This window comes from Mesorhizobium sp. P170090 (assembly GCF_057786115.1).
This window is the reverse complement of sequence record NZ_JBYNWH010000001.1, coordinates 2,728,698-2,752,902: the sequence shown is the minus strand read 5'-3', so window position 1 is coordinate 2,752,902 and position 24,205 is coordinate 2,728,698. Positions and strand designations below refer to the sequence as shown.

Annotated in this window: 30 protein-coding genes; 7 read left to right on the top strand and 23 right to left on the bottom strand. The window is 63.1% G+C overall.

What is annotated here, in order from left to right:
- Positions 1-2: 2 nt before the first annotated feature.
- From ispH to coxB, 10 genes are all read right to left on the bottom strand, one after another.
- The gene (gene ispH / locus AC3EML_RS13010) at positions 3-1,013 is read right to left on the bottom strand and encodes a 4-hydroxy-3-methylbut-2-enyl diphosphate reductase (RefSeq protein WP_488505229.1); all 1,011 of its coding nucleotides are present in this window, start codon (positions 1,011-1,013) and stop codon (positions 3-5) included.
- A gap of 161 nt (positions 1,014-1,174) precedes the next feature.
- Positions 1,175-1,930, bottom strand: coding sequence for an SURF1 family protein (locus AC3EML_RS13005; protein ID WP_352521288.1), 756 nt, complete (start codon positions 1,928-1,930; stop codon positions 1,175-1,177).
- On the bottom strand, positions 1,927-2,313 hold the full coding sequence (locus AC3EML_RS13000; RefSeq protein WP_023740707.1) for a DUF983 domain-containing protein: 387 nt from the start codon (positions 2,311-2,313) through the stop codon (positions 1,927-1,929). Before AC3EML_RS13000 ends, AC3EML_RS13005 begins: the two co-directional genes overlap by 4 nt.
- A 13-nt stretch (positions 2,314-2,326) precedes the next feature.
- Entirely contained in the window at positions 2,327-2,467 is a 141-nt protein-coding gene (locus tag AC3EML_RS12995; RefSeq protein WP_023668415.1) for a L,D-transpeptidase family protein, read from the bottom strand.
- Between the two features lie 77 nt (positions 2,468-2,544).
- A complete protein-coding gene (locus tag AC3EML_RS12990; RefSeq protein ID WP_023668416.1) occupies positions 2,545-3,426 on the bottom strand; it encodes a cytochrome c oxidase subunit 3 in 882 nt (293 codons plus the stop codon).
- A gap of 1 nt (position 3,427) precedes the next feature.
- On the bottom strand, positions 3,428-4,054 hold the full coding sequence (locus AC3EML_RS12985) for a cytochrome c oxidase assembly protein (RefSeq protein ID WP_023692073.1): 627 nt from the start codon (positions 4,052-4,054) through the stop codon (positions 3,428-3,430).
- A gap of 8 nt (positions 4,055-4,062) precedes the next feature.
- A complete protein-coding gene (locus AC3EML_RS12980; protein WP_023821033.1) occupies positions 4,063-4,218 on the bottom strand; it encodes a hypothetical protein in 156 nt (51 codons plus the stop codon).
- Entirely contained in the window at positions 4,215-5,159 is a 945-nt protein-coding gene (locus AC3EML_RS12975; RefSeq protein ID WP_023668419.1) for a heme o synthase, read from the bottom strand. Before AC3EML_RS12975 ends, AC3EML_RS12980 begins: the two co-directional genes overlap by 4 nt.
- Before the next feature lie 71 nt (positions 5,160-5,230).
- A complete protein-coding gene (gene ctaD, locus AC3EML_RS12970) occupies positions 5,231-6,883 on the bottom strand; it encodes a cytochrome c oxidase subunit I (RefSeq protein WP_023668420.1) in 1,653 nt (550 codons plus the stop codon).
- A 38-nt stretch (positions 6,884-6,921) separates the two neighbouring features.
- On the bottom strand, positions 6,922-7,818 hold the full coding sequence (gene coxB / locus AC3EML_RS12965) for a cytochrome c oxidase subunit II (RefSeq protein ID WP_050485823.1): 897 nt from the start codon (positions 7,816-7,818) through the stop codon (positions 6,922-6,924).
- 363 nt (positions 7,819-8,181) lie between these two features.
- On the opposite strand from coxB, the gene AC3EML_RS12960 reads away from it, so the two are divergent.
- The 5 genes from AC3EML_RS12960 (at position 8,182) to AC3EML_RS12940 (ending at position 11,482) form a co-directional block, all read left to right on the top strand.
- Positions 8,182-8,784, top strand: a complete 603-nt coding sequence (locus AC3EML_RS12960; protein WP_488505228.1) for an invasion associated locus B family protein — start codon at positions 8,182-8,184, stop codon at positions 8,782-8,784.
- A gap of 69 nt (positions 8,785-8,853) precedes the next feature.
- Entirely contained in the window at positions 8,854-9,051 is a 198-nt protein-coding gene (locus AC3EML_RS12955; protein WP_155923284.1) for a hypothetical protein, read from the top strand.
- Positions 9,048-10,751, top strand: coding sequence for a metalloprotease TldD (gene tldD, locus AC3EML_RS12950; RefSeq protein WP_023816786.1), 1,704 nt, complete (start codon positions 9,048-9,050; stop codon positions 10,749-10,751). The genes AC3EML_RS12955 and tldD overlap by 4 nt, the downstream gene beginning before the upstream one ends.
- Positions 10,752-10,830: 79 nt before the next feature.
- The gene (locus tag AC3EML_RS12945) at positions 10,831-11,106 is read left to right on the top strand and encodes an AbrB/MazE/SpoVT family DNA-binding domain-containing protein (RefSeq protein ID WP_081725433.1); all 276 of its coding nucleotides are present in this window, start codon (positions 10,831-10,833) and stop codon (positions 11,104-11,106) included.
- Complete coding sequence (locus AC3EML_RS12940) at positions 11,093-11,482, top strand: type II toxin-antitoxin system VapC family toxin (protein WP_023687145.1); 390 nt, start codon at positions 11,093-11,095, stop codon at positions 11,480-11,482. Before AC3EML_RS12945 ends, AC3EML_RS12940 begins: the two co-directional genes overlap by 14 nt.
- Before the next feature lie 66 nt (positions 11,483-11,548).
- Here the strand turns inward: AC3EML_RS12940 and AC3EML_RS12935 are convergent, their stop codons facing one another.
- The gene (locus AC3EML_RS12935) at positions 11,549-12,784 is read right to left on the bottom strand and encodes a class I SAM-dependent RNA methyltransferase (protein WP_023668426.1); all 1,236 of its coding nucleotides are present in this window, start codon (positions 12,782-12,784) and stop codon (positions 11,549-11,551) included.
- On the bottom strand, positions 12,781-13,575 hold the full coding sequence (locus tag AC3EML_RS12930) for a TlyA family RNA methyltransferase (protein WP_352521286.1): 795 nt from the start codon (positions 13,573-13,575) through the stop codon (positions 12,781-12,783). The genes AC3EML_RS12935 and AC3EML_RS12930 overlap by 4 nt, the downstream gene beginning before the upstream one ends.
- A gap of 146 nt (positions 13,576-13,721) precedes the next feature.
- Here AC3EML_RS12930 and AC3EML_RS12925 point away from each other — a divergent pair, with 146 nt between their 5' ends.
- Positions 13,722-14,123, top strand: a complete 402-nt coding sequence (locus AC3EML_RS12925) for a GFA family protein (RefSeq protein WP_352521285.1) — start codon at positions 13,722-13,724, stop codon at positions 14,121-14,123.
- Here AC3EML_RS12925 and AC3EML_RS12920 read toward each other — a convergent pair.
- The 9 genes from AC3EML_RS12920 to AC3EML_RS12880 form a co-directional block, all read right to left on the bottom strand.
- Complete coding sequence (locus AC3EML_RS12920; protein WP_023740703.1) at positions 14,120-14,404, bottom strand: hypothetical protein; 285 nt, start codon at positions 14,402-14,404, stop codon at positions 14,120-14,122. The genes AC3EML_RS12925 and AC3EML_RS12920 overlap by 4 nt on opposite strands.
- A gap of 145 nt (positions 14,405-14,549) precedes the next feature.
- Positions 14,550-16,463, bottom strand: coding sequence for a 1-deoxy-D-xylulose-5-phosphate synthase (gene dxs / locus AC3EML_RS12915; RefSeq protein ID WP_023685414.1), 1,914 nt, complete (start codon positions 16,461-16,463; stop codon positions 14,550-14,552).
- 101 nt (positions 16,464-16,564) lie between these two features.
- On the bottom strand, positions 16,565-17,485 hold the full coding sequence (locus tag AC3EML_RS12910; protein ID WP_023685413.1) for a pirin family protein: 921 nt from the start codon (positions 17,483-17,485) through the stop codon (positions 16,565-16,567).
- Between the two features lie 10 nt (positions 17,486-17,495).
- Positions 17,496-17,762 (bottom strand): DUF2277 domain-containing protein, encoded by a 267-nt coding sequence (locus AC3EML_RS12905; protein ID WP_023668432.1) that lies wholly within the window; start codon positions 17,760-17,762, stop codon positions 17,496-17,498.
- Positions 17,763-17,800: 38 nt separating this feature from the next.
- Positions 17,801-18,052 carry an exodeoxyribonuclease VII small subunit gene (locus AC3EML_RS12900; RefSeq protein WP_023668433.1) on the bottom strand — a complete coding sequence of 84 codons (252 nt, stop codon included), beginning with the start codon at positions 18,050-18,052 and terminating at the stop codon, positions 17,801-17,803.
- A 3-nt stretch (positions 18,053-18,055) separates the two neighbouring features.
- Positions 18,056-18,982, bottom strand: a complete 927-nt coding sequence (locus AC3EML_RS12895; RefSeq protein ID WP_023692080.1) for a histone deacetylase family protein — start codon at positions 18,980-18,982, stop codon at positions 18,056-18,058.
- Between the two features lie 71 nt (positions 18,983-19,053).
- On the bottom strand, positions 19,054-20,031 hold the full coding sequence (locus AC3EML_RS12890) for a hypothetical protein (RefSeq protein WP_023692081.1): 978 nt from the start codon (positions 20,029-20,031) through the stop codon (positions 19,054-19,056).
- Positions 20,032-20,116: 85 nt separating this feature from the next.
- Entirely contained in the window at positions 20,117-20,491 is a 375-nt protein-coding gene (locus AC3EML_RS12885; RefSeq protein ID WP_352521284.1) for an Imm8 family immunity protein, read from the bottom strand.
- 134 nt (positions 20,492-20,625) lie between these two features.
- A complete protein-coding gene (locus tag AC3EML_RS12880; protein ID WP_023692083.1) occupies positions 20,626-21,234 on the bottom strand; it encodes a TetR/AcrR family transcriptional regulator in 609 nt (202 codons plus the stop codon).
- A 119-nt stretch (positions 21,235-21,353) separates the two neighbouring features.
- Between AC3EML_RS12880 and AC3EML_RS12875 the strand changes: the two genes are divergently transcribed.
- Entirely contained in the window at positions 21,354-22,577 is a 1,224-nt protein-coding gene (locus AC3EML_RS12875; RefSeq protein WP_023692084.1) for an MFS transporter, read from the top strand.
- A 63-nt stretch (positions 22,578-22,640) separates the two neighbouring features.
- On the opposite strand, the gene AC3EML_RS12870 is transcribed toward AC3EML_RS12875, so the two are convergent.
- Positions 22,641-23,063 carry a hypothetical protein gene (locus AC3EML_RS12870; RefSeq protein ID WP_023692085.1) on the bottom strand — a complete coding sequence of 141 codons (423 nt, stop codon included), beginning with the start codon at positions 23,061-23,063 and terminating at the stop codon, positions 22,641-22,643.
- Between the two features lie 18 nt (positions 23,064-23,081).
- Entirely contained in the window at positions 23,082-24,182 is a 1,101-nt protein-coding gene (gene ribB, locus AC3EML_RS12865; protein ID WP_023685407.1) for a 3,4-dihydroxy-2-butanone-4-phosphate synthase, read from the bottom strand.
- Between the last annotated feature and the right edge of the window lie 23 nt (positions 24,183-24,205).

Sequence of the window (24,205 nt, the reverse complement as noted above, 5' to 3'; positions counted from 1 at the left end):
GTTCACGCGGCTCCGTTGACGAAGGCCATGTCGGCCCGCGTCAGTTCGACATCGCGCAGAACCCGCATGACTGGAAAATCCTCCGTTTCGGTGGCCGTGATCGCCAGGTCGATGGTCACCTCGAAGCGCTGGCGGAAGGCGTCGATGATCTCGTCGACGATGATCTCCGGCGCCGACGCGCCGGCAGACAGGCCGAGCGTCGAGATATTTGTGATGTCATTCCACGGAATTTCGGCGGCGCGCTGTACGAGAAGCGACATGGTGGCGCCGGCGCGCTCCGCCACTTCGACAAGACGGCGCGAATTGGAGGAATTGGGCGCACCGACGATCAGATAGAGATCGGCGCCGGCGGCGGTTTCCTTGACCGCTTCCTGGCGGTTGGTGGTGGCGTAGCAGATCAATTCGGCGGCCGGTGCATGCAGCTGCGGGAAGCGCTCCTGCAGCACCCGCAATATGCCGGCAGTGTCTTCGACCGACAACGTTGTCTGGCTGACGAAGCCGAGCGCTTCCGGGTCGGCGGGGGCAAAGATAGCAGCGTCGGCTTCGGTCTCGATCAGCGTGACGGCGCCTTCAGCCAGCTGGCCCATGGTGCCGATCACTTCGGGATGGCCGGCATGGCCGATCAGAAGCACATGGCGGCCGAGCCGCTGATGGCGCATCGCCTGCTTGTGCACCTTGGACACCAGCGGGCAGGTGGCGTCGAGATAGAAGAGCTCGCGTGCCTTGGCGTCGGCCGGCACCGATTTCGGCACGCCGTGGGCCGAGAAGACAACCGGCGACTTGCGGTGCTCGGCCGGGATTTCCGAGAGTTCCTCGATGAAAACCGCGCCAAGGCTTTGCAGGCCCTCGACGACATAGCGGTTGTGCACGATCTCGTGGCGGACATAAACCGGCGCGCCGTATTTCTTCAACGCCAGCACGACGATCTGGATGGCGCGGTCGACGCCGGCGCAAAAGCCGCGCGGCTGGCAGAGCCGGATCGTCAGCGGTGGTTTTGTGGCGGTCTGCAGCATGATTCCAGATCGGTTGATCGTATCGTGAGGCGAAATGAGGTGTGCACCCCTGCCCTGTCAAGGGCAGTTGGATCAGGTTGAATGGTCTACCTGATCTAACTCTTTGTTGGAGCATGATCTTGTCCGAAACCGGTTCCCACTTTTCGGGATCATGCTCTGGATCATTCAGTCTTTGCCGGACGGCGCAGCCTGATGATCAGAACCGCGGCAAGAGCCGCCGCCAGGCCATACCAGGTGAAGGCATATTGCAGATGAGAATTCGGCAGGTCGATGATGGTGACGCCGCCGACCGGCAGCCCGCCCGGGTTCGGCGTCTTGTCGGCGTCGATGAAGATCGGCACCAGCACGGCGCCAGCCGGCAGGCCGGCACTCGCCGCCATGACATCACGATCCTTCCAGTAGAAGATGTTCTTGGCCACGTCATTGTCGGGCAGCATCATCGACGGCTTGCCCGGCAGCGGGTTGCGCGCCAGGCCGGTGACCGTGACCTTGCCGGTCACCTGCCCTTGAGGGCGCTTGGCGGCATCCTTGAGATCATAGGGAACGAAGCCGCGGTTGATCAGGATATAGCGGCCATCGTCGAGGGCCAGTGGGGTGTAGACGTTGAAGCCGGCGTCGCCGTCCCATGTGGCGTAAAAATGCCGCTCGCCGGAGTGCAGGAACGTCCCGCTGACGGTGACCGGCGTGTAGTCGACATCACCGGTGGCGTCGAATTCCTTCTCGACGTCCGCCAGCGGCCGCGGCGCTGAATGGGTGCGCTGGTCGATGGTCTGCAGAAGGGCTTCCTTCCAGTACAGGCGCTGCACCTGCCATGTGCCAAGCCCGAGCAGGATGACGAACACCACCAGGCCGAGGCCGAGCAGCAACGCCGTCTTCGGCCGCGAACGGCCGCTGGGCTTGGTCAGTGCCTCGTTCATTGCCCCTGGTCCAGGCGGCCTTCGGCCGCCTTGTTGGCGTATTGAAGCGTCAGCAGCACCCCCTTGATCAGCCTCAGCGCCGTCAGGCACAGCGCCACGGCCAGCGGTATCCAGATGATGAAATGCAGCCACAGCGGCGGGCTCAGCTTCACCTCCACCCACAGCGCCAGCCCAACGACGATGAAGCCGATGATCAGGATGACGAACACCGCCGGGCCGTCGCCGGCATCGGCGTAGGAATAGTCGAGGCCGCAATTGTTGCAGCGCTTGCCGACGGTGAGGAAGCCGGAAAACAGCCGTCCTTCGCCGCAGCGCGGGCAGCGTCCGTGCAGGCCGGCCGAGATCGGCTCGATGGGTGGCCAGATCGCCCTATCTTCACTCATGGATAGTCATGCTTTACGGCTCGATTTCGATCAGCGTTCCATCCGGCACCATAGTCCAGATTTCGTCCATGTCGCAGTCGGTAACCCCAATGCAGCCATCGGTCCAGTCGACCAATTGAAGCAGCCAGCCCGACCAGCCGAATCCGTTGGCCATTGATGGGGCGCCGAAAAGAAGAAAGGCGACCGCGTTGCCGCGACCGCCCTTCTGATTTGTCGGTTCGGTGAAAGCCGTCAGTGGCCTTCGATCACCGCGCCGACCGATCCCCAGACGTAGATCGATGCGAACAGGAACAGCCAGACCACGTCGACGAAGTGCCAGTACCAGGCAGCCGCCTCGAAGCCGAAATGCTGCTTGGGCGTGAAGTCGCCTTTCCAGGCGCGGATCAGGCAGACCAGCAGGAAGATGGTGCCGATGATGACGTGGAAGCCATGGAAGCCGGTCGCCATGAAGAAGGTGGCGCCGTAGATGGAATCCTTGAAGCCGAACGGAGCGTGCATGTACTCGTAGGCCTGCACCATGGTGAACAGCATGCCGAGGCCGACGGTCAGCACCAGGCCGTTGATCAGGCCCTTGCGGTCGCCATGGATGAGCGAATGGTGCGCCCATGTCACCGTGGTGCCCGACAGAAGCAGGATGATGGTGTTGTAGAGCGGCAGATGGAAGGGATCGAGGACTTCGAGACCCTTCGGCGGCCAGACGCCGCCAGTGAAAGCGGTGCGGGCGTAATTCTGCACTTCGCTCGGAAACAGGCTGGCATCGAAATAGGCCCAGAACCAGGCAACGAAGAACATCACTTCCGAAGCGATGAACATGATCATGCCGTAGCGCAGATGCAGCGACACGACGCGCGTGTGGTGGCCCTCATGCGCTTCCTTGATGGTGTCCGACCACCAGGCAAACATCGTGTAGAGGACGATGACCAGGCCGATGAAGAACAGCCATGGATTGGCGATGTTGTGGCCGAAAATCGGAAAATCGCCGTTCTTGAGATACTGCATCAGGGCGACGCCGCCGACTGCAGTCACCAGCGCGCCGATCGACCCCAGGAAGGGCCACGGGCTCGGGTTGACGAGATGGTAGTCGTGTTGTGGTTTTGCGTGCGCGTCTGCCATATCAACCCCCGAGATTTGCTTCGGTATCTGAAACTTTGCTGCTGCTGTCCGGCGTCGATGACGCCACCGGCTTGTTCTTTTGGACCGGGAACATGGTGTAGGACAGGGTGATCGTCTTCAAGTCCTTCAGTTCCGGCACGTTGACGATATCGGGATCCACATAGAACACGACCGGCATGTCCAGCGTCTCGCCGGGCTTCAGCGTCGTGTCGGTGAAGCAGAAACACTCGACCTTGTTGAAGTAGGGGCCCGCCAGTTCCGGCTGCACGTTGAAGGTGGCGCGGCCGGTAACGGCGCGGTCGAACTTGTTGGTGGCGCTGTAATGCGCCTGCGTGGTCTCGCCGATCTTGATGGTGACCGAACGGGCGACCGGCTGGAACTGCCACGGAATGCCGTTGGTGTTGGCGTCGAAGCGCACGGTGATGTCACGGTCGAGGATGCGGCCGGCATATTGCTTTTCGGCGCGCTGCGTCGTGCCGCCATAGCCGGTGGCCTGGCAGAACATCTTGTAGAGCGGCACCGCGGCGTAGGCCATGCCGATCATGCCGCCGAAGAAGGCGACGCAGACGGCGGCGACGACGCGGTTGGTGTTCTTCTTCCTGGGATCGGTCACGGTCTGGCGGGTCATCATCGGCCTCATCCGGTATGGCCGAATTTCACGATGGTCGCGACGTAGAAGATGACGACCAGAATCGCCAGCGCGACGCCGATCGCCGCCGAACGGTTGCGCCGCGCCTTCCTCTGGCTTTCGGTCAGCGTGACCAGTTCAAGCTTCTTGTCGATCATGGTCATGCTCCACCGATGGCCAAAGCGCGACCGACGACACAGTCGGCAAGATAGATGGCGAAGATGGCGAAGAGGTAGAGCAGCGAATAGGCGAACAGAGCCTTGGCCGGCTTCATGACGCGGTCGCTATCGGTCATGCACAGCACTTTCCAGGCATACCAGACGAAGCCGGCGCCGAGAGCCACTGATGCGACGCCATAGAAGGCGGTGGTGAAACCGAGCACCCAGGGCAGCACACCGATCGGCGCCAGGATCAGGGCGTAGGCAAAGATCTGGCGGCGGGTCGAGGCCTGGCCGGCAACGTTCGGCATCATCGGGATGCCGGCCTTGGCGTAGTCGTCGGACTTGAACAGTGCCAGCGCCCAGAAGTGCGGCGGCGTCCACAGGAAGATGATCAGGAACAGGACGAGGCTTTCCAGGCTCACCGTTCCGGTCACCGCGGCCCAGCCGATGACCGGCGGGATGGCGCCGGCGGCGCCGCCGATGACGATGTTCTGCGGCGTCGAGCGCTTCAGCCACATCGTGTAGACGACGGCGTAGAAGAAGATGGTGAAGGCAAGCAGCGCCGCCGACAGCCAGTTGACCAGCACGCCCAGCGTCATCACCGACAGCACCGAAAGCACAAGGCCGAAGCTCAGGGCTTCGCCGGGCAGGATGCGGCCGGAGGGTACCGGGCGGCCGGCGGTCCGGCTCATTACTGCGTCGATGTCGGCGTCGTACCACATGTTGAGCGCACCAGAGGCGCCGGCGCCGATGGCAATGGCCAGGATGGCGATCACCGCCAGCAGCGGGTTGATGGTCACGGGCGCAGCGACCATGCCGACAAAGGCCGTGAACACCACCAGCGACATGACGCGCGGCTTCAGCAGGGCGAAGAAATCGCCCGACGTGGCTTCCGACATGCGAAAGCCCGCTTCGTCAATCATTGGGTCGTCGACAAGGGCCATGCGTACATAAGTCCAATCATTCCGTTGGCCGAAAACCGCCGGCGGGCCGGCGGTTTCGTATTCGGGCTGCCTTACTTGATCTTCGGCAGCTGTTCCCACTGGTGGAAAGGCGGCGGCGAAGGCAGCTGCCATTCGAGCGTCGTTGCACCCTCGCCCCACGGGTTGGCGCCGGCGACGCGCTTCTTCTGGAAGGCCTCGAACACGCCATAGAGGAAGATCACCACGCCGACGGCCGATATATAGGAGCCGTAGGACGACACCATGTTCCAGCCGGCGAACGCGTCGGGATAGTCGATGGTGCGGCGCGGCATGCCGGCCAGGCCGAGGAAATGCTGCGGGAAGAAGATCAAATTGACGCCGACGAAGGTGACCCAGAAGTGGGTGTTGGCGATCACCGGCGAGTACATGTAGCCGGTCATCTTGGGGAACCAGTAGTACCAGCCGGCGAAGATGGCGAAGACCGCACCCAGCGACAGCACATAGTGGAAGTGGGCAATGACGAAATAGGTGTCATGCAGCGAGCGGTCGAGGCCGGCGTTGGCGAGCTGGACGCCGGTGACGCCGCCGACCGTGAACAGGAAGATGAAGCCCAGCGCCCACAGCATCGGCGTCTTGAACGAGATCGAGCCGCCCCACATCGTCGCGATCCAGGAGAAGATCTTCACGCCTGTCGGTACGGCGATGACCATGGTGGCGAAGACGAAGTAGCGCTGCGTGTCGAGCGACAGGCCGGTCGTGTACATGTGGTGCGCCCAGACGATGAAGCCGACGGCGCCGATCGCGACCATGGCGTAGGCCATGCCGAGATAGCCGAACACCGGCTTCTTCGAGAAGGTCGAGACGATGTGGCTGATGATGCCGAAGCCCGGCAGGATCAGGATGTACACTTCGGGGTGACCAAAGAACCAGAACAGATGCTGGAACAGGATCGGATCGCCGCCGCCATCCGGGGCGAAGAAGGTGGTGCCGAAATTGCGGTCGGTAAGCAGCATGGTGATGCCACCGGCCAGAACCGGAAGCGACAAGAGCAGCAGGAAGGCGGTGATCAGAACCGACCAGGCAAATAGCGGCATTTTGTGCAGCGTCATGCCCGGCGCGCGCATGTTGAAAATGGTGGTGATGAAGTTGATGGCGCCGAGGATCGAGGACGCGCCGGCAATGTGGATCGACAGGATCGCCAGATCCATGGCCGGCCCGGGCTGGCCGGAGGTCGACAGCGGCGGATAGAGCGTCCAGCCGCCGCCAACGCCATAGGCGCCGGGCGCGCTCGGCATGAAAGCCGAAGCGATGAGCAGCAGGAAGGCCGGCGGCAGCAGCCAGAACGAGATGTTGTTCATGCGCGGGAAGGCCATGTCAGGCGCGCCGATCATGATCGGCACCATCCAGTTGGCGAAGCCGCCGATCAGCGCCGGCATGACCATGAAGAAGATCATGATCAGCGCGTGCGCGGTGCCGAAGGCGTTGTACATGCTCTTGCCGCCGTCGATGGCGGCATCGCCGTTCATGCCATAGACCATCTGCGCCAGACCGGTGAAGATCTGGATGCCCGGCTCCTGCAGCTCCATGCGGATGACGACCGAAAGCGCGCCGCCGACGATGCCCGCGAAGATCGCGAAGATCAGGTAGAGCGTGCCGATGTCCTTGTGGTTGGTGGAGTACACCCACCGGACCCAGCCATGATAGGGCTTGTGGTCGTGGTCGTCGTGAGCTGCAGCTTCTGCCATGGTCGGCTCCGTTCCCTAATTCTTGCTAACCCGCGGCATCAATTGCCGGCGGCCGCTACCTTGTTGGTACCGTCGACCTCGGCCATCAGCGCCTTGTTGGCGCCGGGGAGGTCGGTCTTGGCTGCTGCCAGCCAGGTCTTGTACTGCGCATCGGATACGACGCGGACGGCGATCGGCATGAAGGCATGGTCCTTGCCGCAGAGCTGCGAGCACTGGCCGTAATAGATGCCTTCCTTTTCCGCCTTGAACCACGTCTCGTTGGTGCGGCCGGGAACCGCGTCCATCTTGATGCCGAAGGCCGGAACGGCAAAGGAATGGATCACGTCGGCTGCGGTAACCAGGACGCGCGTCATGGTGTTGACCGGCACGACCAGCTCGTTGTCGACCGCCAGCAGGCGCGGATAGACCTTGCGGTCTTCCTTGCCGATCGCGGCGCGGTCGGCGTCCTGCAGGATGGCCGAGTTGAAGGAGAGCGTGTTCTCGGTCTGGTACTCATAGTCCCAGTTCCACTGATTGCCCGTTACCTTGACGGTCAGCTTGGCCTCTTCCGGCGGCGTGTACTGCGCCGTCAGCAACTGGAACGAGGGAATGGCGATGAACAGCAGGACGACGACCGGCCCGACTGTCCAGATGATCTCGATCAGCGTGTTGTGGCTGGTCTTGGACGGAACCGGGTTTTTGCTGGCGCGGAACCTGAAGATGCACCAGGCGAGAAGCGCCAGAACCAAAGCAGTGATCGGGACGACGAACCACATCGTGTAGTTCCCGAACCACTCGATCTGCCGCATCATGTCTGTCGCCGGCGGCTGAAAAGTCATCTCCCACGGCTGCGGCTGGGCCGCATGGGCGGAGGCACCGGCGAAAAATGCGGCGGCGGCGCCTGCCGTTGCCATCAATTTGGCGCTTGCTGGGAATTTTCTCATCGCCCTCTTCATCTCCCGGTTCCTCGCGATCGCGACGCAAGAATATCGAACAATGCCGGGATGGGAATCCCGGACAGTCCCAAGGGTGGTTCAAACCATACTCTATTTCCCTCCGCAAGAAAGGAGCGGGCGAAACCGTGCGGCATTTTTGCGCGCAAGTGCTGCCGCGCTGTTTCGACGGCCTCGTGGCCCGCGCGGGTCGTCGACAGACAGGCTATGCGGGCTTGTGTCAGGAATGCGCCCGACGGTCGCAATTCGGGCGAATTTGCTAGGGAAAAGCGCATTATTGCGCCTGCCGGGGCTGACCGGCGGTCGCCCTATCCTTTACTTGGCCTTGGCGCGGCTTAAAGTGCCGTGATTCGCAATGGAGCCGTCATGACCTCTTGGCTTTCGAGAAACGCTTGGCTTTCGAGAAACGCCTGGCATTCGAAGAGCGCCTGGCATTCGAAAAGCGCTTGGCTTTCGAGAAGCGGGGCGAAGGTCGTTTTTCTCGCCGCCCTGATCGGTATCGGCTCGTCCGCAACCGGCGTCGCCAATGCAGCGCAGCCCAGCGGCACGGTCAAGTCAACGCATGGCGCGTGGTCGATCATCTGCGACACGCCGGCCGGCGCCACCTCGGAACAATGCGTGATGATGCAGAACGTCGTTGCCGAGGATCGCCCGGAAATGGGACTGTCCGTCGTCGTCCTGCGCACCGCCGACAACAAGGCTGAGATCCTGCGCGTGCTGGCGCCGCTCGGCGTTTTGCTGCCCAATGGCCTGGGCCTCAATGTCGACGGCAAGGATATCGGCCGCGCCTATTTCGTGCGCTGCTTCCAGGACGGCTGCTATGCCGAGGTCATTCTCGAAAAGCCGCTGCTCGATACGCTGAAGACCGGGACGTCGGCCACCTTCATCGTCTTCCAGACGCCGGAAGAAGGCATCGGCATCCCCGTCGACCTCAAGGGCTTCGCCGACGGTTTTGCCGCCCTGCCCTGAGCTTGATGCTTGCGAAACCGTCTTTCCTCACAATTCCCACGGGTTTGATCTTTGGCTGTGGGGGTCATCATGCGTGCTTGTTCTTTGCTTTTGTCGACCGGTCTGATCCTGACCGGCGCCGTTTCCGTCGCCTTTGCCGAGGATTCCGAAATCATCACGGCGCCCGATCCGGCCGTCATTTTCGAGCTTGCGAAAGGCTATGGCTCGGCCAAGATGGACAAGGACGACGGGGCGATCCGATGGTCTCGGGCCGGCTTCAGGGCATGAAATATGTCATCTACTTCTATGGCTGCGAAAACCATGAGAAGTGCAAGTCGATCCAGTTCTCCTCGGGCTATACCGACCCCTTCACGGCCGACCAGGCCAATGAATGGAACAAGAAATATCGCTGGGTGAAGGCCTTTTCGGGTGACGGGTCGAACTTCAAGATGGATGTCATGTTCAGGGGCGGGGCTACCCGCTCCTACCTGCTGCGGATCGTCATTGCGGATTGTGCAGGCGCGTCTTCGCGCCTACATCGTGGCAACACCATTCCTCCTGTGAGCGGACCTGCCATGAACAGCCTGACCGGCCAATTCGACATTTCAGATGATCGCATCAAGCGAATCGTCGCCGACACACTGAACGGCGCCGACGACGGCGAACTGTTCCTCGAATACAGCGAGAGCGAAGCGCTGATGTTCGACAATGGCAGGCTGAAGACCGCCAATTTCAACACCGACCAGGGTTTTGGCCTGCGCGCCGTGGCCGGCGAGGCCAGCGGCTACGCTCATTCCAGCGATCTTTCGGAGGCGTCGCTGCTGCGCGCCGCCGACGCCGTCTCGACAGTCAGGGGCGGCTATTCCGGCACGCTTGCCGCGGCACCCGCGCGCACCAACCGCCATCTCTATGGCGAGGAGAACCCGATCCCCTCGCCCTCCTTCGAGGTCAAGGCCAAGCTGTTGCAGGAAATCGACGCATGGCTGCGCGCCGAGGACCCGCGCGTGCGCCAGGTGACGGCCTCGCTCGCGGCGTCCTGGCAGCATGTCGAGATCGTGCGCGCCGACGGCCAGATCGTGCGCGACATCCGCCCGCTGGTCCGCATCAACGTTTCCGTCGTCGTCGGCGACGGCGACCGCCAGGAAAGCGGCTCCTATGGCATGGGCGGGCGCAAGGCGTTCGGCGAGTTCCTGGTCGAGGACGCCTGGAAGCATGCGGCCAGGGAGGCGCTCAGGCAGGCGCTGGTCAATCTCGAAGCCATTCCCGCGCCGGCCGGAACGTTCGACATCGTTTTGTCCAGCGGCTGGCCAGGCGTGATGCTGCACGAAGCCGTCGGCCATGGGCTGGAGGGCGACTTCAACCGCAAGAAGACCTCCGCCTTTGCCGGCCTGCTCGGCCAGCAGGTCGCCGCCAAGGGCGTTACCGTGGTCGATGACGGCACCATGCCGGAGCGGCGGGGTTCGCTGACCGTCGACGATGAAGGCACGCCTTCGGCCCGCAATGTGCTGATCGAGGACGGCAAGCTTGTCGGCTACATGCAGGACCGCCAGAACGCCCGGCTGATGGGCATGAAAGCCACGGGAAACGGCCGGCGCGAAGGCTATGCGCACCAGCCGATGCCGCGCATGACCAACACCTATATGACGGCGGGCGACATGGAGCCGGACGAGATCATCGCCTCGGTCAAGAACGGCATCTATGCCGTATCCTTCGGCGGCGGCCAGGTCGACATCACCTCAGGCAAGTTCGTGTTCGGCTGCACCGAGGCCTACATGATCGAAAACGGCAAGGTGACGCAGCCGATCAAGGGCGCCATGCTGATCGGCAACGGACCGGACGCCATGCACCGTGTGTCGATGATCGGCAACGACATGAAACTCGACACCGGCATCGGCATGTGCGGCAAGGCCGGACAAGGCGTGCCGGTCGGCGTCGGCCAGCCGCATCTCAGGATGAACCAGATGACGGTCGGCGGCACCAGGGTTTGAGCGAGGAGACGTCGGCGGGCTTGAATAGTTCCCCTCACAGGGATATCTTACCTTTGTCTTACACAAGGGTAATACCGCAATGGGTGCAATAGAAAAGCTTATAACGACCGTCTCGACCAAGGGACAAGTCATCCTGCCCAGCGCTATCCGCAAACGGAGGGACTGGGGCGCGGGCACGCGCCTGCAGGTCGAAGACACACCGGACGGTGTACTTTTGAGACCGGCGCCTGCCTTTGCCCCGACACGACCAGAAGATGTCTTTGGTGTCCTGCCGCACAGTGGCAGACCGAAGACCTTGGAGGAGATGGACGCGGCCGTCCTTGCTGAAGCACGGCGGCGCCATGCTCGCGATTGATACCAACGTTGTCGTCAGGTATCTGACGAACGACGATCCCGAGCAGTCCCCGCGAGCCCGGCGGCTGATCGACGGTCAGCCCGTTTTCGTCGCCGTCACGGTGATCCTGGAGGCTGAGTGGGTGCTGCGCAGCGGCTATGGTTATGATCAGGCCTCGATCGTCAATGCACTGCGGGTGTTCGGCGGGCTTCCCACTGTCGAGATAGAGGATGCTGCGATGGTCTCTTCCGCGGTCGATCTAGCCGAGACGGGAATGGATTTCGCCGATGCGCTCCATCTGGGCAAGTCCTCGCACTGCTCAGCATTTGTGTCCTTCGACCGTAAGTTCATCAAGGCCGCACAAGCGGCCGGGTACGAAAGCGTTCGCGAAGGCTAGTTTGCCAGCCGGCTACGTCTTGCGGGGGGCGGCAAACTCAAGCACGGCCTTGTGAAAATCGGCGGATTAACGTCGCCGTTTCGGCTTCTCCAGCAGCGCCACGGCCTCGACATGCGGCGACCACAGGAACTGGTCGATGGGCGTGACGCTCTTCAAGATGTAGCCGCCGTCAATCAGGATGCGCAGGTCTCGTGCCAGCGTCACCGGATTGCAGGAGACGGCGGCGACGAACGGCACATCCGAGCGGGCGATCTGCTTCGACTGGTCCTCGGCGCCGGCGCGCGGCGGGTCGAAGACGACGCCATCGAAAGCATTCAGCTCCTTGAACGTCAGCGGCCGCCGGAACAGGTCGCGGCGTTCGCCGGTTACCCGCTTCAGGCCGGTGGCGAAGCGCGATCCGCGGTCGAGCGCCGAAAGGGCTGCCGCGTCGCCTTCGACCGCGTGGACTTCGGATTTGGCCGCCAGCCGAAGCGCAAAGCTGCCGCAGCCGGCGAAAAGATCCGCGACTTTCCTGGCACGCTTCAGATGTCCGCCAACGAGATCGGCCATCGTCTGTTCGGCGGCTTGCGTTGCCTGCAGGAAGGCGCCAGGCGGTATGGCGACAGCGACGGTGCCGAACATGACCACCGGCTTTTTCGGCTCGATGACAATCTCGTCGTCGATCGAAAGCCGGGCAAAGCCATTGGCCATGATGAAGTTGGAGGCGACCCGGCGCTGGTTCTCGCCCAGCTTGCCCGACTCATAGACAGCGACGTCAAGCCCCGAGCCCGTCACAGTGACCGCCATCCGGAACGATTTGGTGGTGGCGCAAACCAGGTCGGCGACCGACCTCAAGCGATCGAGCGCGGCAACGATCTCCGGCAGCGAGATCGGACATTCCTCGATGGGGATGATTTCCGGCGACAGATGGCGATGGAAGCCAAGCAGCATGCCTGTGTCGGCGCGCCTGGCGGCAAGCACGACGCGGCGGCGTGTGTGTGGCGCACACGGCACCAGGGCGCCGATGTCGCCGGCAATGCCTTTCAAGGCATGCACGACCTTGTCGCGTTTCCATTGCTGGTAAGCGTCGGCTTGCAGATGCTGGACGGCGCAGCCGCCACATTCGGTGAAATGCCGGCAGGCCGGATCGATACGCAGCGGCGACGTCTCCAATACCGCCATCAGCATGGCGCGATCCCTCTCGCGCGCGGCGGTGACGGTCTCGCCGGGCAGGGTGAAGGGAATGAACAGCTCGCCGGTTTCCGTCTCGGCGACGCCGTCGCCCTGCGAACCCAGTCTCTTGATGGTGAAGCCCGTGCTCATCGGTCCTTGGTCCCGGCATCCTTGGTCCCGGCATCCTTGATCCCGGCAAGCAGGAATTCGCGGTTGCCGTCCCCGCCTTCGATCGGCGACATGTGCAAGCCCAATGTACGCCAGCCAGGGACGCCTTCGAGCCATTCCTGCAGCAAGCCGGCCACACGGGCGGCGTCATAAGGGTCTTTCAAAAGACCGCCCTTGCCGATCGCCTCGCGGCCGGCCTCGAATTGCGGCTTGACCAGAAACACCGCACGAGCGCCGTCCCGTGCCAATGCCAACGCCGGTGGCATCGCCAGTTTCAACGAGATGAAGCTTACATCGGAGACGATGAAATCGGGGATACGGCCGCCGAGATCGGCAGCCGCGAGCTCGCGAGCGTTGAGGCCCTCGATCACGGTGACGCGCGGGTCGGACGAGACACCGGGATGCATCTGGCCGTGGCCGACATCGACGGCAGTGACATGGGCCGCGCCGCGTTCGAGCAGCACCTGGGTGAAGCCGCCTGTCGAGGCGCCGATATCGAGAGCTTCACTGCCCGCGGGATCGAGACTGAAATGGTCGAGCCCGGCGATCAGCTTCAGCGCCGCGCGTGAGACATAACCCTGCGCCGGGTCGTCGATGACGATGAGACAGTGCGGCAGAACCGTCTGGCCGGGCTTGCGGGCGACCACGCCGTCGACCGTCACGGTGCCGCGCTCGACCGCGTCGCGGGCGCGCGAGCGGCTCGCAAACAGGCCGCGCTGGACGAGCAATTCGTCGAGCCGCTGGCGTGTGCTGGCTGGCAGAGGGGAGTTCATCGGCCTTCATGGCGAAAGCCGGCCGCGAAGGCAAGGACATTGGCATAGGAGGACGTCGAGACCCGGGCCGCAAGCCAGTCCGCCCGGTTGAATAGCGCAGCCAGTCCGGCAAGATGTAGAGGCTCAGGCAATGCGGAGGAAGACGAATGCTGACGGGAACCTGCCATTGCGGCGCCGCCCACTGGACCCTGGAAGGCGATCCCGGCCCGATCACGGCCTGCAATTGCACGCTTTGCCGCCGCTATGGCACACTCTGGTCCTATGACTTTGTCGACGAGCGTATCCGGCTTGTGGGGCCTGTGCAGTCCTACACCCGCGTTGGCAAGGAGACGCCGTCGCTGGAAATACTGTTTTGCCCGACATGTGCCTGTGTGCTTGCCTGGCGCGGTTTGCGCCGCAGCGACAGCGGCCGCACGCGTATCGCCGTCAATGTCAGGCTGGCACCGCCTGAGGCGGTCGCCGACCTGCCGATCGACCATTTCGACGGGCTGGACACTTATGACGACCTGCCGCGCGATGGGCGCTGCGTGCGCGATATGTGGTTTTAGAAGATCGTCCGTGAGACCTGCCGTTCAACGGCCGGCATCAGGCCGTCGCTTCCGTCATCTGAAGCCTGCTTGCGCGGGCGCTCGACAGCAACGACTGGTGCGTCCGGCACGACGACAAGCTGCGGCACCTGCTTGTAGGAAAAAGCGCCCCTGATATCGCCCATCTTGCGGGCGACGATGCCTGCCACCGCCTGTTCGAGCTTGCGGTCATAGCGCGTCTCGGCCATGGCCGGCGGGGCGATGACGGCCAAAAGGGCCGCGCCGCACAGAAGCGTTCGCATTGTTTTTAACTCCCTGCCTGGAGGCAGTTCTAGCAGGGCGGCGTTGAAAAACGGCCAAAAGAGACGGTAAGCGAAACGCCAAAGAGAAGCGTTAACAAAGTGTCAGGCTTGCACAGGCAACTGCTTCAGCTGCGTGAGGTTTGATTCAGGCGCGCTGCGCGCGCGCGGAATGGCCGAGCGCGACGAACACGGTGCGCACGATGCCGGCCGCGTCGAGCCCGGCATCGGCATACATTTTTTCCGGCTTGGCGTGGTCGGTGAACTCGTCCGGCAGCACCAGCGGCCGAACTTTCAGACCGCTTTCCAGCAAGCCTTCATGGGCGAGGAACTGCAGCACGTGGCTGGCGAAACCGCCGACAGCCCCCTCTTCCACCGTCACCAGCACTTCGTGCGAGCGGGCGAGACGGCGGATCAAATCCTCGTCCAGCGGCTTGGCGAAGCGGGCGTCCGCAACCGTCGTCGAAAGCCCTGCCGCGCCGAGTTCCTCGGCCGCCAGCAGACAGTCCTGCAGTCTTGTGCCAAAGGACAGAAGCGCCACCTTGGTGCCTTCCCTGACGATGCGGCCCTTGCCAATTTCGAGCACCGAGCCGCGCTCCGGCATGTCGACGCCGACGCCATTGCCGCGCGGATAGCGGAAGGCGATCGGGCCTTCGTCATAATAGGCGGCGGTGCGCACCATGTGGCGAAGCTCCGCCTCGTCGGCGGCCGCCATCACCACGAAGCCCGGCAGCGTCGCCAGGAAGGTGGTGTCGAAGGCGCCGCAATGAGTGGCGCCGTCGGCGCCGACGAAACCGGCGCGGTCGATCGGGAAACGCACCGGCAGTTTCTGGATCGCCACATCATGGACGACCTGATCGTAGGCGCGCTGCAGGAAGGTCGAATAGATGGCGGCGAAGGGCTTGTAGCCCTCGCTGGCGAGGCCGGCGGCGAAGGTCACGGCATGTTGCTCGGCAATGCCGACATCGAAGGTCCGGGTCGGAAACGCTTCGCCGAACAAATCGAGGCCGGTGCCGTTCGGCATGGCGGCGGTGACGGCGACGATACGTTCGTCCAGGCGGGCTTCCTGGACCAGGCTTTCGGCAAACACCTTGGTGTAGGCCGGCGCATTGGCCGGGGCCTTGGTCTGCGCGCCGGTGATGACGTCGAACTTGTTCACGCCATGATATTTGTCGGCCGCAGCCTCGGCCGGCGCGTAGCCCTTGCCCTTCTGGGTCACGACATGGATCAGCACCGGACCGTCGGCATGGTCGCGGACGTTCTTCAGCACCGGGATCAGATGCTCGAGATTGTGGCCGTCGATCGGGCCGATATGGTAGAAGCCAAGCTCCTCGAACAGCGTGCCGCCGGTGACGTAGCCGCGCGCATGCTCGACCGCCCGCTTGATGGCGCGATCGGCACGCTTGCCGAGATAGGAGGTCAGTTTCTTGCCGAAGTCGCGCAGGCCAAGATAGGTCTTGCCAGAGGCAAGCCGCGCCAGATAGGCGCTCATGGCGCCGGTCGGCGGCGCGATCGACATGTCGTTGTCGTTGAGAATGACGATCAGGCGAGCATCGAGCGCGCCGGCATTGTTCATGGCTTCATAGGCCATGCCGGCAGACATGGCGCCGTCGCCAATGACGGCAATGACATTGTTGTGGCCGCCGGAGAGGTCGCGCGCCATGGCCATGCCGAGGCCAGCGGAAATGGAGGTCGAGGAGTGCGCGGCGCCGAACGGGTCGTATTCGCTCTCGGCGCGACGGGTGAAGCCGGACAGGCCGCCCTCCTGGCGCAGCGTGCGGATGCGGTCGCGGCGGCCGGTCAGGATCTTGTGCGGATAGGCCTGGTGGCCGACATCCCAGATCACGCGGTCTTCCGGCGTGTTGAAGACATAGTGCAGCGCCACCGTCAGTTCGACGACACCGAGGCCGGCGCCGAGATGCCCGCCCGTATGCGAGACGGCATCGATCAGCTCGGCGCGCAGCTCCGAGGCCAGCTGCGGCAGCTCGCTTTCGTCAAGCTTCTTCAGGTCGGCTGGAATGCGGACCTTGTCGAGAAGCGGCGTATGCAGCGTTGCGTTCACTGGTAAAGGGCCTGCTCAGCTATGATGCGCGTCGATCATGGCGAAATATGCCTGCGTCGCCGGAATGTAAATGCGTGTCAGTGACGCGGGTGATGCTGACGTTAATTGTCCGGTAACGGAATGAACTCTTCCTCGTCTCCGGGAACGATATCGAAGCGGCCCGTCTTCCATTCCTGCTTGGCCTGTTCGATGCGTTCCTTCGACGACGAGACGAAGTTCCACCAGATGTGGCGCGGGGAGCCGAGCGAAGCGCCGCCGAAGAGCATGAAATGGGCGCCGCGCTCGGACGACACGACGATCTCGTCGCCAGGCCGGAACACCAGCAGCCGTTCGGCCGGAAAACGGTCGCCCGAGATTGAGACATCGCCGTCCAGCGTGTAGATGGCGCGTTCCTCGGCGTCGGCGGGAATTTTGACGCTGGCGCCGGGCGCCAGCCTCAGATCGGCGTAGAGCGTCTCGGTGTCGGCTCTTACCGGCGAGCGCAGTCCCTGGAAATCGCCGATCACCACGCGGCCGGAAACACCTTCGGCGTCGATCTCGGGCAGAAGGAGCGCGGCCGTGTTCTCGAACACCGGCGCCACTTCCTCCTTGCCGTCGGGCAAAGCCAGCCATGTCTGCAGGCCGGAGACCGACATCGGCGCGCCGCGCAGTTCTTCGGGCGTGCGCTCGGAATGGACAATGCCGCGGCCGGCGGTCATCAAATTCACGTCGCCGGGCTGGATGACCATCTCGGTGCCGAGCGAATCGCGGTGCCTGATATTGCCGTCGAACAGATAGGTGACGGTGGAAAGCCCGATATGCGGGTGCGGGCGCACATCCATCGCCTGCCCGGCGCGCAAGATGGCCGGCCCCATGCGGTCGAAGAAGATGAAGGGACCAACCAGCCGCCGCTTTGCCGTCGGCAGAGCGCGGCGAACCTGGAAGCCGCCAATGTCCTTGGCGTTTGGAATGACCATGAGCTCGATCTGGTCGCTGGCGAAGGCATCGCCAGGCTCAGGGTCCTTGCCGGGGAAGAAACTCATCTGGATGTCCTCAGGCGAAGCGGAGCGCCGATTTGGCTTTTGCCTTGGCCGCCACCTCTTCGCGATTGCGCGGATGATGCGTGGTTTCCAGCGAATGCAGCAATTCATGCGCCGATTCGGCGATCGCCTCGACGGCGCGGTCGAAGGCTGCCTGGTTGCGCTGCGAGGGGCGCGTCGTTCCGCTCAGTTTGCGCACGAATTGAAGGGCGGCGTCGCGGATCTCGTCATGGGTCGCCGGCGGCTCGAAATTGAACAGGGTCTTGATGTTTCTGCACATGCTTGAACTCCTATCTGCTTTATGCCCGCCCCATTCCACTACTCCGCGTCGAGCGGCTCCGTTCCCACCGGTTTGCCATCACGCGACAGCCTGATCTTCTCGACCTTGTCTTCGGCCGCCTTCAGCAGCCGGTCGCAATGGGCCTTCAGCGCCTCGCCGCGCTCATAGATCTTGATCGACTGGTCGAGCGGCACGTCGCCGCGTTCGAGATCATCGACGATCTTCTCCAGCGCGTCGAGTGCCTGCTCGAAGCTCATCGCCTTGACGTCTTCATTTGCTTCGCCAGCCATACTTTACCCCTTCATCAGCCGCCCGACATGGGCGGCCACCGAAAATGCCAGTCCTTGCAGATCGTAGCCGCCCTCGAGCAGGCTGACGAGCCGGTTGCCGCTGTGGCGCCCGGCGCGCTCCAGCAGTTGGCCGGTCGCCCAGTCGAAATCGCCCTCGTTGAGGTTGATCTCGGCCAGCGGATCGCGATGGTGGGCGTCGAAACCGGCGGAAATGATGATCAGATCGGGCGCGAAATTGTCGAGCGCCGGCAGGACGCGCGACAGCAAGGCATCGCGAAAGACCTCTGAGCCGGTCTGTGGCGCCAGCGGCGCGTTGACGATGTTACCGGCGCCGGTTTCGGTCTTGGCCCCCGTGCCGGGATAGAGCGGCATCTGGTGCGTCGAACAATAGAGCACCGACGGATCGTCCCAGAAGATGTCCTGCGTGCCGTTGCCGTGATGGACGTCCCAGTCGACGATGGCGACGCGCTCAGCGCCGTGTTTCTTCTGCGCATAACGCGCGGCGATGGCCGCGGTGTTGAACAGGCAAAAGCCCATCGCCGTGGTCTTTTCGGCATGGTGGCCGGGCGGACGCGCGGCGACGAAGGCGTTGGCGACACGGCCCTCGAAGACATCGTCTACGGCGGCATTGGCCGCGCCGATGGCGGTCACCACCGCCTGCCAGCTTTTCGGGCTGGCGCTGGTGTCGGCGTCGATCGGGGCAATGCCGCTTTCAGGGATCGCGGCGCGGACCCGAGCCACGAAATCCTCAGGGTGGGCATAGAGGATCGTCGCCTCGTCGCCTTGCGGCGCCGTGACCCGATCGAGCGCCGCAAAGGCCTCGTCATCGAGCACGCGCTCGATGGCGCGCAAGCGGTCGGGTCGCTCCGGATGACCGGGCGGCGTCAGATGTTCGAGGAAGATCGGATGGGTGTAGAGCCTTGTGACCATGACCCGATATAGGCGCGCCCGGCCGCTTTGACCATGGTTTGACGCCGCGCCGCCCCGACGTTCAACAGGGTTTAGGTGCTCGGCTGCGTCCAGCGCGAGCCGCCGAATGAGGCCAGCGCCTTGTCCCTGAGCTCCCGGAACTTGGACGACGCCTCGGCCAGCCGCTGGTCCCATTCGGCGTTCGGCACCTGGCCTTCAATCGTCCTAAAATAGACCTGCATCAGGCAGGCGATGGCGAAGGGTTCGATGAATGCCGCCTTGAAGGCCCAGGCCAGCAGGATCGCCAGCACGAAGGCCCAGCCGCCGAGCTGCCCCGGGATGAACCACATGATGGCGGCGGCCGGCGCCAGCATCAGCAGGAAGATGACGAAGGACACGCCCCACATGATCACCGCCAGCCAGACGGCGTTCTTGACCATGGTCTTGCCGTTCTGGGCATAGAGCACGACGCCTTGCCGCGCCGTCTCGAAGGGCGAGGACGAGTTGATGCGGATGTTGTAGCCGAGGATGATCTCGTCGACATAGGTCAGCGACAGGCGGATGACTGTGTTGATGAAAGCGACCAGGCCGCCGAGGCCCGGAATGGGCAGGAAGGCGGCGATGCCGCCGATCAGGCCGGTGATGGCGCGGATGGCGCCCTTGACCAGCTGGTCGAGCACGAAAAGGATGTTGGCCTCGGCGAAACGCTCCTTCACAACATCCTTGGCGTAGGCGATCTGGTCCTGGCCATTGGGAACGTCCCTACCGTCGATCAGATGCACCATGACGGCGATATGGCCGGCTTTGACGACGTAGAGGATGTATTCGCGGATCCAGTAAAGCGCGATCGAAACGACGCCAATGCCGACGATGCCGCCCCAGAGTGCAAAGGACAGCGGCCCGTCGGGATCGGTGGAGATGTGGCCGACGCCATAGCCGACCGAGGCGCCGCTGCCGGTCGCCACGATATAAGCCAGCGTGATGCCGAAATAGACGATCATGCGAAAGACGATGAACGGCCATGTCCTGATCATGATGGACACCGACCTGCCGATTTCGAAATCCCACATGCGCCCGAATCTCCCCTCAGAGAATGGACGGCGAGGATGATCCCGGGCCTGGAATTGTCAACATCGGCAAATCCCGAGTCGTGGGTCAGTTTGAAATCTGAAGGTGATAGTCGAACTCCCAGCGTCCCAGCCTCGTTAGTTGCGCAGCTATCGCGTCCCATGTATCGCCCTCGGTAGCTGCGCAACGATCTATGAGAAACTTTTCCAGTTCAGCGTAGTCGAATCTGAGCATGAAAATTACGCTGTCTCCAGAAAACACGTTGCCGCTTTGCGAGCGAAGAAAATAGTTCGGAGAGCAGACTGTCGCCGTAAATGCGTCGGCGCTCGCATCTCGTTCTGGGCCCGCGTAGAAATCTATAGTAATGGAAAAGTCGGTGGGATCGCGCGGCTTCCACGTGTCAAGGGCGAATGTGCCAGCTTTGGTCTCTACAACTCGGTGACCCTTGTATTGTGCTCTCATAGGGGCAATTCTCCACGCTTTCTATAGGTGCCCGCACCATCGGCTTCTCAGCTTCCTTCGCCTCGATCAGCGCAACGATGTCCGCAATCTCAAACTGATCCACTGCCAAAATGCCGGGTCTCGGCGGTGAGATTTCAGACCGGCTGAGGACCCTGCTTCTTCAGCAACCCTTCGAGCAACTGTTTGAAGGCCGCCACCACGGTCTTCGACGTCGCTTCGGGGTCGCTCGAATTGGCGATGCGCTGCGCCGCCTGGCTGCTGGCGCCGTTGATCAGCCGCGCGGCGGTTTCGGGGTCGACACCGGGGACGACCACCCCCTCCTGCTGCAGAGCGGTCAGATGATCGGTCATTGAACCGACGCAGGCATTGGCATTCGGCCATTGCGCCGGATCCCCCAGCACGGCCGGGCCATCCCTGAACATGATGCGCTGGATTTCGGGCTCCAGCGCCATTTCGATATAGGTCGTGCATTCGTCGACGAAATGCTGCCAGCGGGTCGGCGCTTTCGACGCGATCTCATTTATGCGAACCGCCATCTCGCCATCGATTTCGGCGATGACCGCCTGCAGCAGCCCCTTCTTGTCGCCGAAATGATGGTAGAGCGCGCCGCGCGTCAGCCCGGCCGAGGCGGTGAAATCGTCCATCGACGCCTCGGCATAGCCGATCGTACCGAAGGCATGGCGGGCCGCCGTGATCAGCTTGGCGCGCGTTTCGGCGATCATCTCCTTGCGGGGTCTGTGCATGGTTCTGGCCTTATTCACATACGCATCGTAGGCCAATTGACATACGCCGCGTATGCACTATCTTACAATCATACGCATCGTATGTAATTGTTGAATTGGCCTTTGTCGAGGAGCCCGCAATGCAAAACCCCTACGCCGAAATCTTTCGTGCCCCCGGAGCCAAGGGCTTTGCCAGCGCCGGCTTCCTGGCGCGCCTGCCGATCGCCATGGCGCCGATCGGACTCGTGGCGATGCTGTCGCAAACGCATGGCGAATACTGGCTGGCCGGCGCCGTCGCGGCGACCTTCGCGCTGAGCAATGCTTTCGTGGCGCCGCAAATCTCAAGGCTGGTCGACCGGCTCGGCCAGACGCGTATCGTTGTTCCCACCACCATTGTCACCGTGATCGCCTTTGCGGTGCTGATTGCGGCAGCCAATCAGGACTGGCCGCTATGGACATTGTTCGTGTCGGCATTGGCGGCTGCCGCCATGCCCAGCATGCCGGCCATGGTGCGCGCGCGTTGGACCGAGATTTTCCGCGGCCGGCCGCAGATGAACACCGCTTTCGCCTTCGAGTCGGCTGCGGACGAACTCGTCTACATCGCAGGCGCATCGCTGTCGGTGGGCTTGAGCGCCGCCCTCTTCCCCGAAGCTGGTGTTCTGGTGAGCACGCTGTTCCTCGCCATCGGCTCGACAGCTTTCATCCTGCAGCGCTCGACCGAGCCGCAAGTGCGGCCGGTGGATCGTGTCACAAGCGGCTCGGCAATCCGGCTGCGCCCAGTGCAGATCATCACCTTCGCCCTGATCTTCGTCGGCACCACCTTCGCGACGACGGAAGTGAGCACGGTGGCGATCACCAAGGAACTCGGCCAACCGGGCGCCGCCAGCCTCGTTATCGGGGTCTATGCGCTGGGATCGTTCGTGCTCGGCCTCGTTGTCGGCGCGCTCAATCTGAAAGCACCGTTGCAGCGCCAACTGGCCATCGCGGTCGCTCTTGTCGCGCTCGGCACATTGCTGCCCCTAACGGCCGGCACCGTGCCGCTCTTGGCGCTGGCCGTGTTCATCAGCGGCGTGGCGATTTCGCCGACCTTCATCACCGCCTTCGGCCTGATCGAGCGGCACGTGCCGGAAGCGATGCTGACCGAGGGGATCACCTGGGTGATGACCGGGATTGGCATCGGCATGGCGCTGGGCTCGTTTGCCGCCGGCGCCGTCGTGGACGCCTTTGGAGCTCAGAACGGGTTCTGGGTCTCGGTGGCGGCCGGCACTATCGCACTGGTCACGGTGCTCGCCGGCCAGCGCAGCCTGGCCACCCATGAATGCGAGCTGGACGGATGCGACGCGGCCGCCGTTCCCGCGGAATAGGAGCACAAGCGTCCGGTTCAGCTCACGGAACGGACGCCGTTCACCTTGAAGAAGCCGGGCTTCCTAGGAGTGTTCAAACCTGTTGCGAATCTCGTCCCCATCAACAACGACGACGGGACTTCCCAGTGTCTCGACCATATCCGGGTTCAGATGGGGTATTGTTTCAGCGCGCCCGACCATCGGCGGACATTCTCCGGCGCAATACACGACCGAGCTGGTGACACGCAGGATTTTCCACAGCGCTTCGTAGAGGCGCGGATCGTCGGGCGGCCGCGCGACGGTGAAGCCTGAACATCGCGAGGCATCGCCGGGGTCGAAATTGAGATAGAGGTCGGCCGACGACGCATCGTCATAGGCGACGACCCAGCAGGTGAATTCAGGTTCACGCCTGGTGACGAACGGCGCGAAGGCATCCTCGACGATCGATGTGGGGAAGTAGCTCTCTTCGCCATCTTCAAAGCAATTGAGATAGGCCTCGAAGCTCATCCGACCGCCCCCTGTCCCCTAGAAAATCTCGGTCTTGGCGATATGAATGCCAAAGCCCTCAAGCCCGACATAGTGGCGTTCGCGCGAGGCGATCAAATTGATCGAGGAGATGCCGAGATCCTTGAGAATCTGCGCGCCGAGGCCGATTTCTCGCCACTCGTTCTCACGGCGGCGGGCCTCTTCGTGGTCCTCACGGTCGGCACTCATCGGCCGGTTGCGCTCCTGATGGGCGACGCCGACCGAACCCTCTCGGAGGTAAACGATGACGCCGCGCTTGCGTTCGCCCATCGCCTTCATAATGGCGTCGAGCCGGTGGCTGGTGCCGAACACGTCGGTCACCACATCCTCCGAATGCAGCCGCACCGGCACGTCCTCGCCGTCACGGATGTCGCCGAAAACGACCGCGACATGGTGCATGGAATCCCAGGGCAGCGTGTAGGTGAAGACCTGTGCCTTGCCGCCGAGTGTGTCGATTTCGGAGCAGGCGACGCGTTCGACCAGCGTTTCCTTGCGCTGCCGGTAGGCGATGAGGTCGGCGACCGAAACCTGCTTGAGGCCATGTTCCTCGGCAAAGCTCGCCACCTGCGGGCCGCGCTTGACGGTGCCGTCGTCATTGACCAACTCCGAGATCACGCCAACCGGCGGCAGGCCGGCAAGCTTGCAGAGATCGACCGCGGCTTCGGTATGGCCCGAACGCATCAGCACGCCGCCTTCCCTAGCGATCAGCGGGAAGATGTGGCCGGGGCGAACGAAATCCGAACCGCCGACATTGCCGTTGGCCAGGTTGCGCACGGTCAGCGTGCGGTCCTCGGCCGAAATGCCGGTGGTGGTGCCATGCTTGAAATCGACGCTGACGGTAAAGGCCGTGGTGTGGGCGGAATCATTGTCGGCGACCATTGGCTGCAGATTGAGCCGCTTGGCCTCCTCGCGCGGCATCGGCGTGCAGACGATGCCGGAGGTGTGACGGATGATGAAGGCCATTTTCTCCGGGCTGCAATGCACGGCGGCAACGATCAGGTCGCCCTCGTTCTCACGCCCGTCATCGTCCATGACGACGACGATCTCGCCGCGCTCGAAGGCGCGGATGGCTTCGACGATTTTCTTCTGATCGTATGGCATTGGCTCGCTTCGCTCGCAGGGAA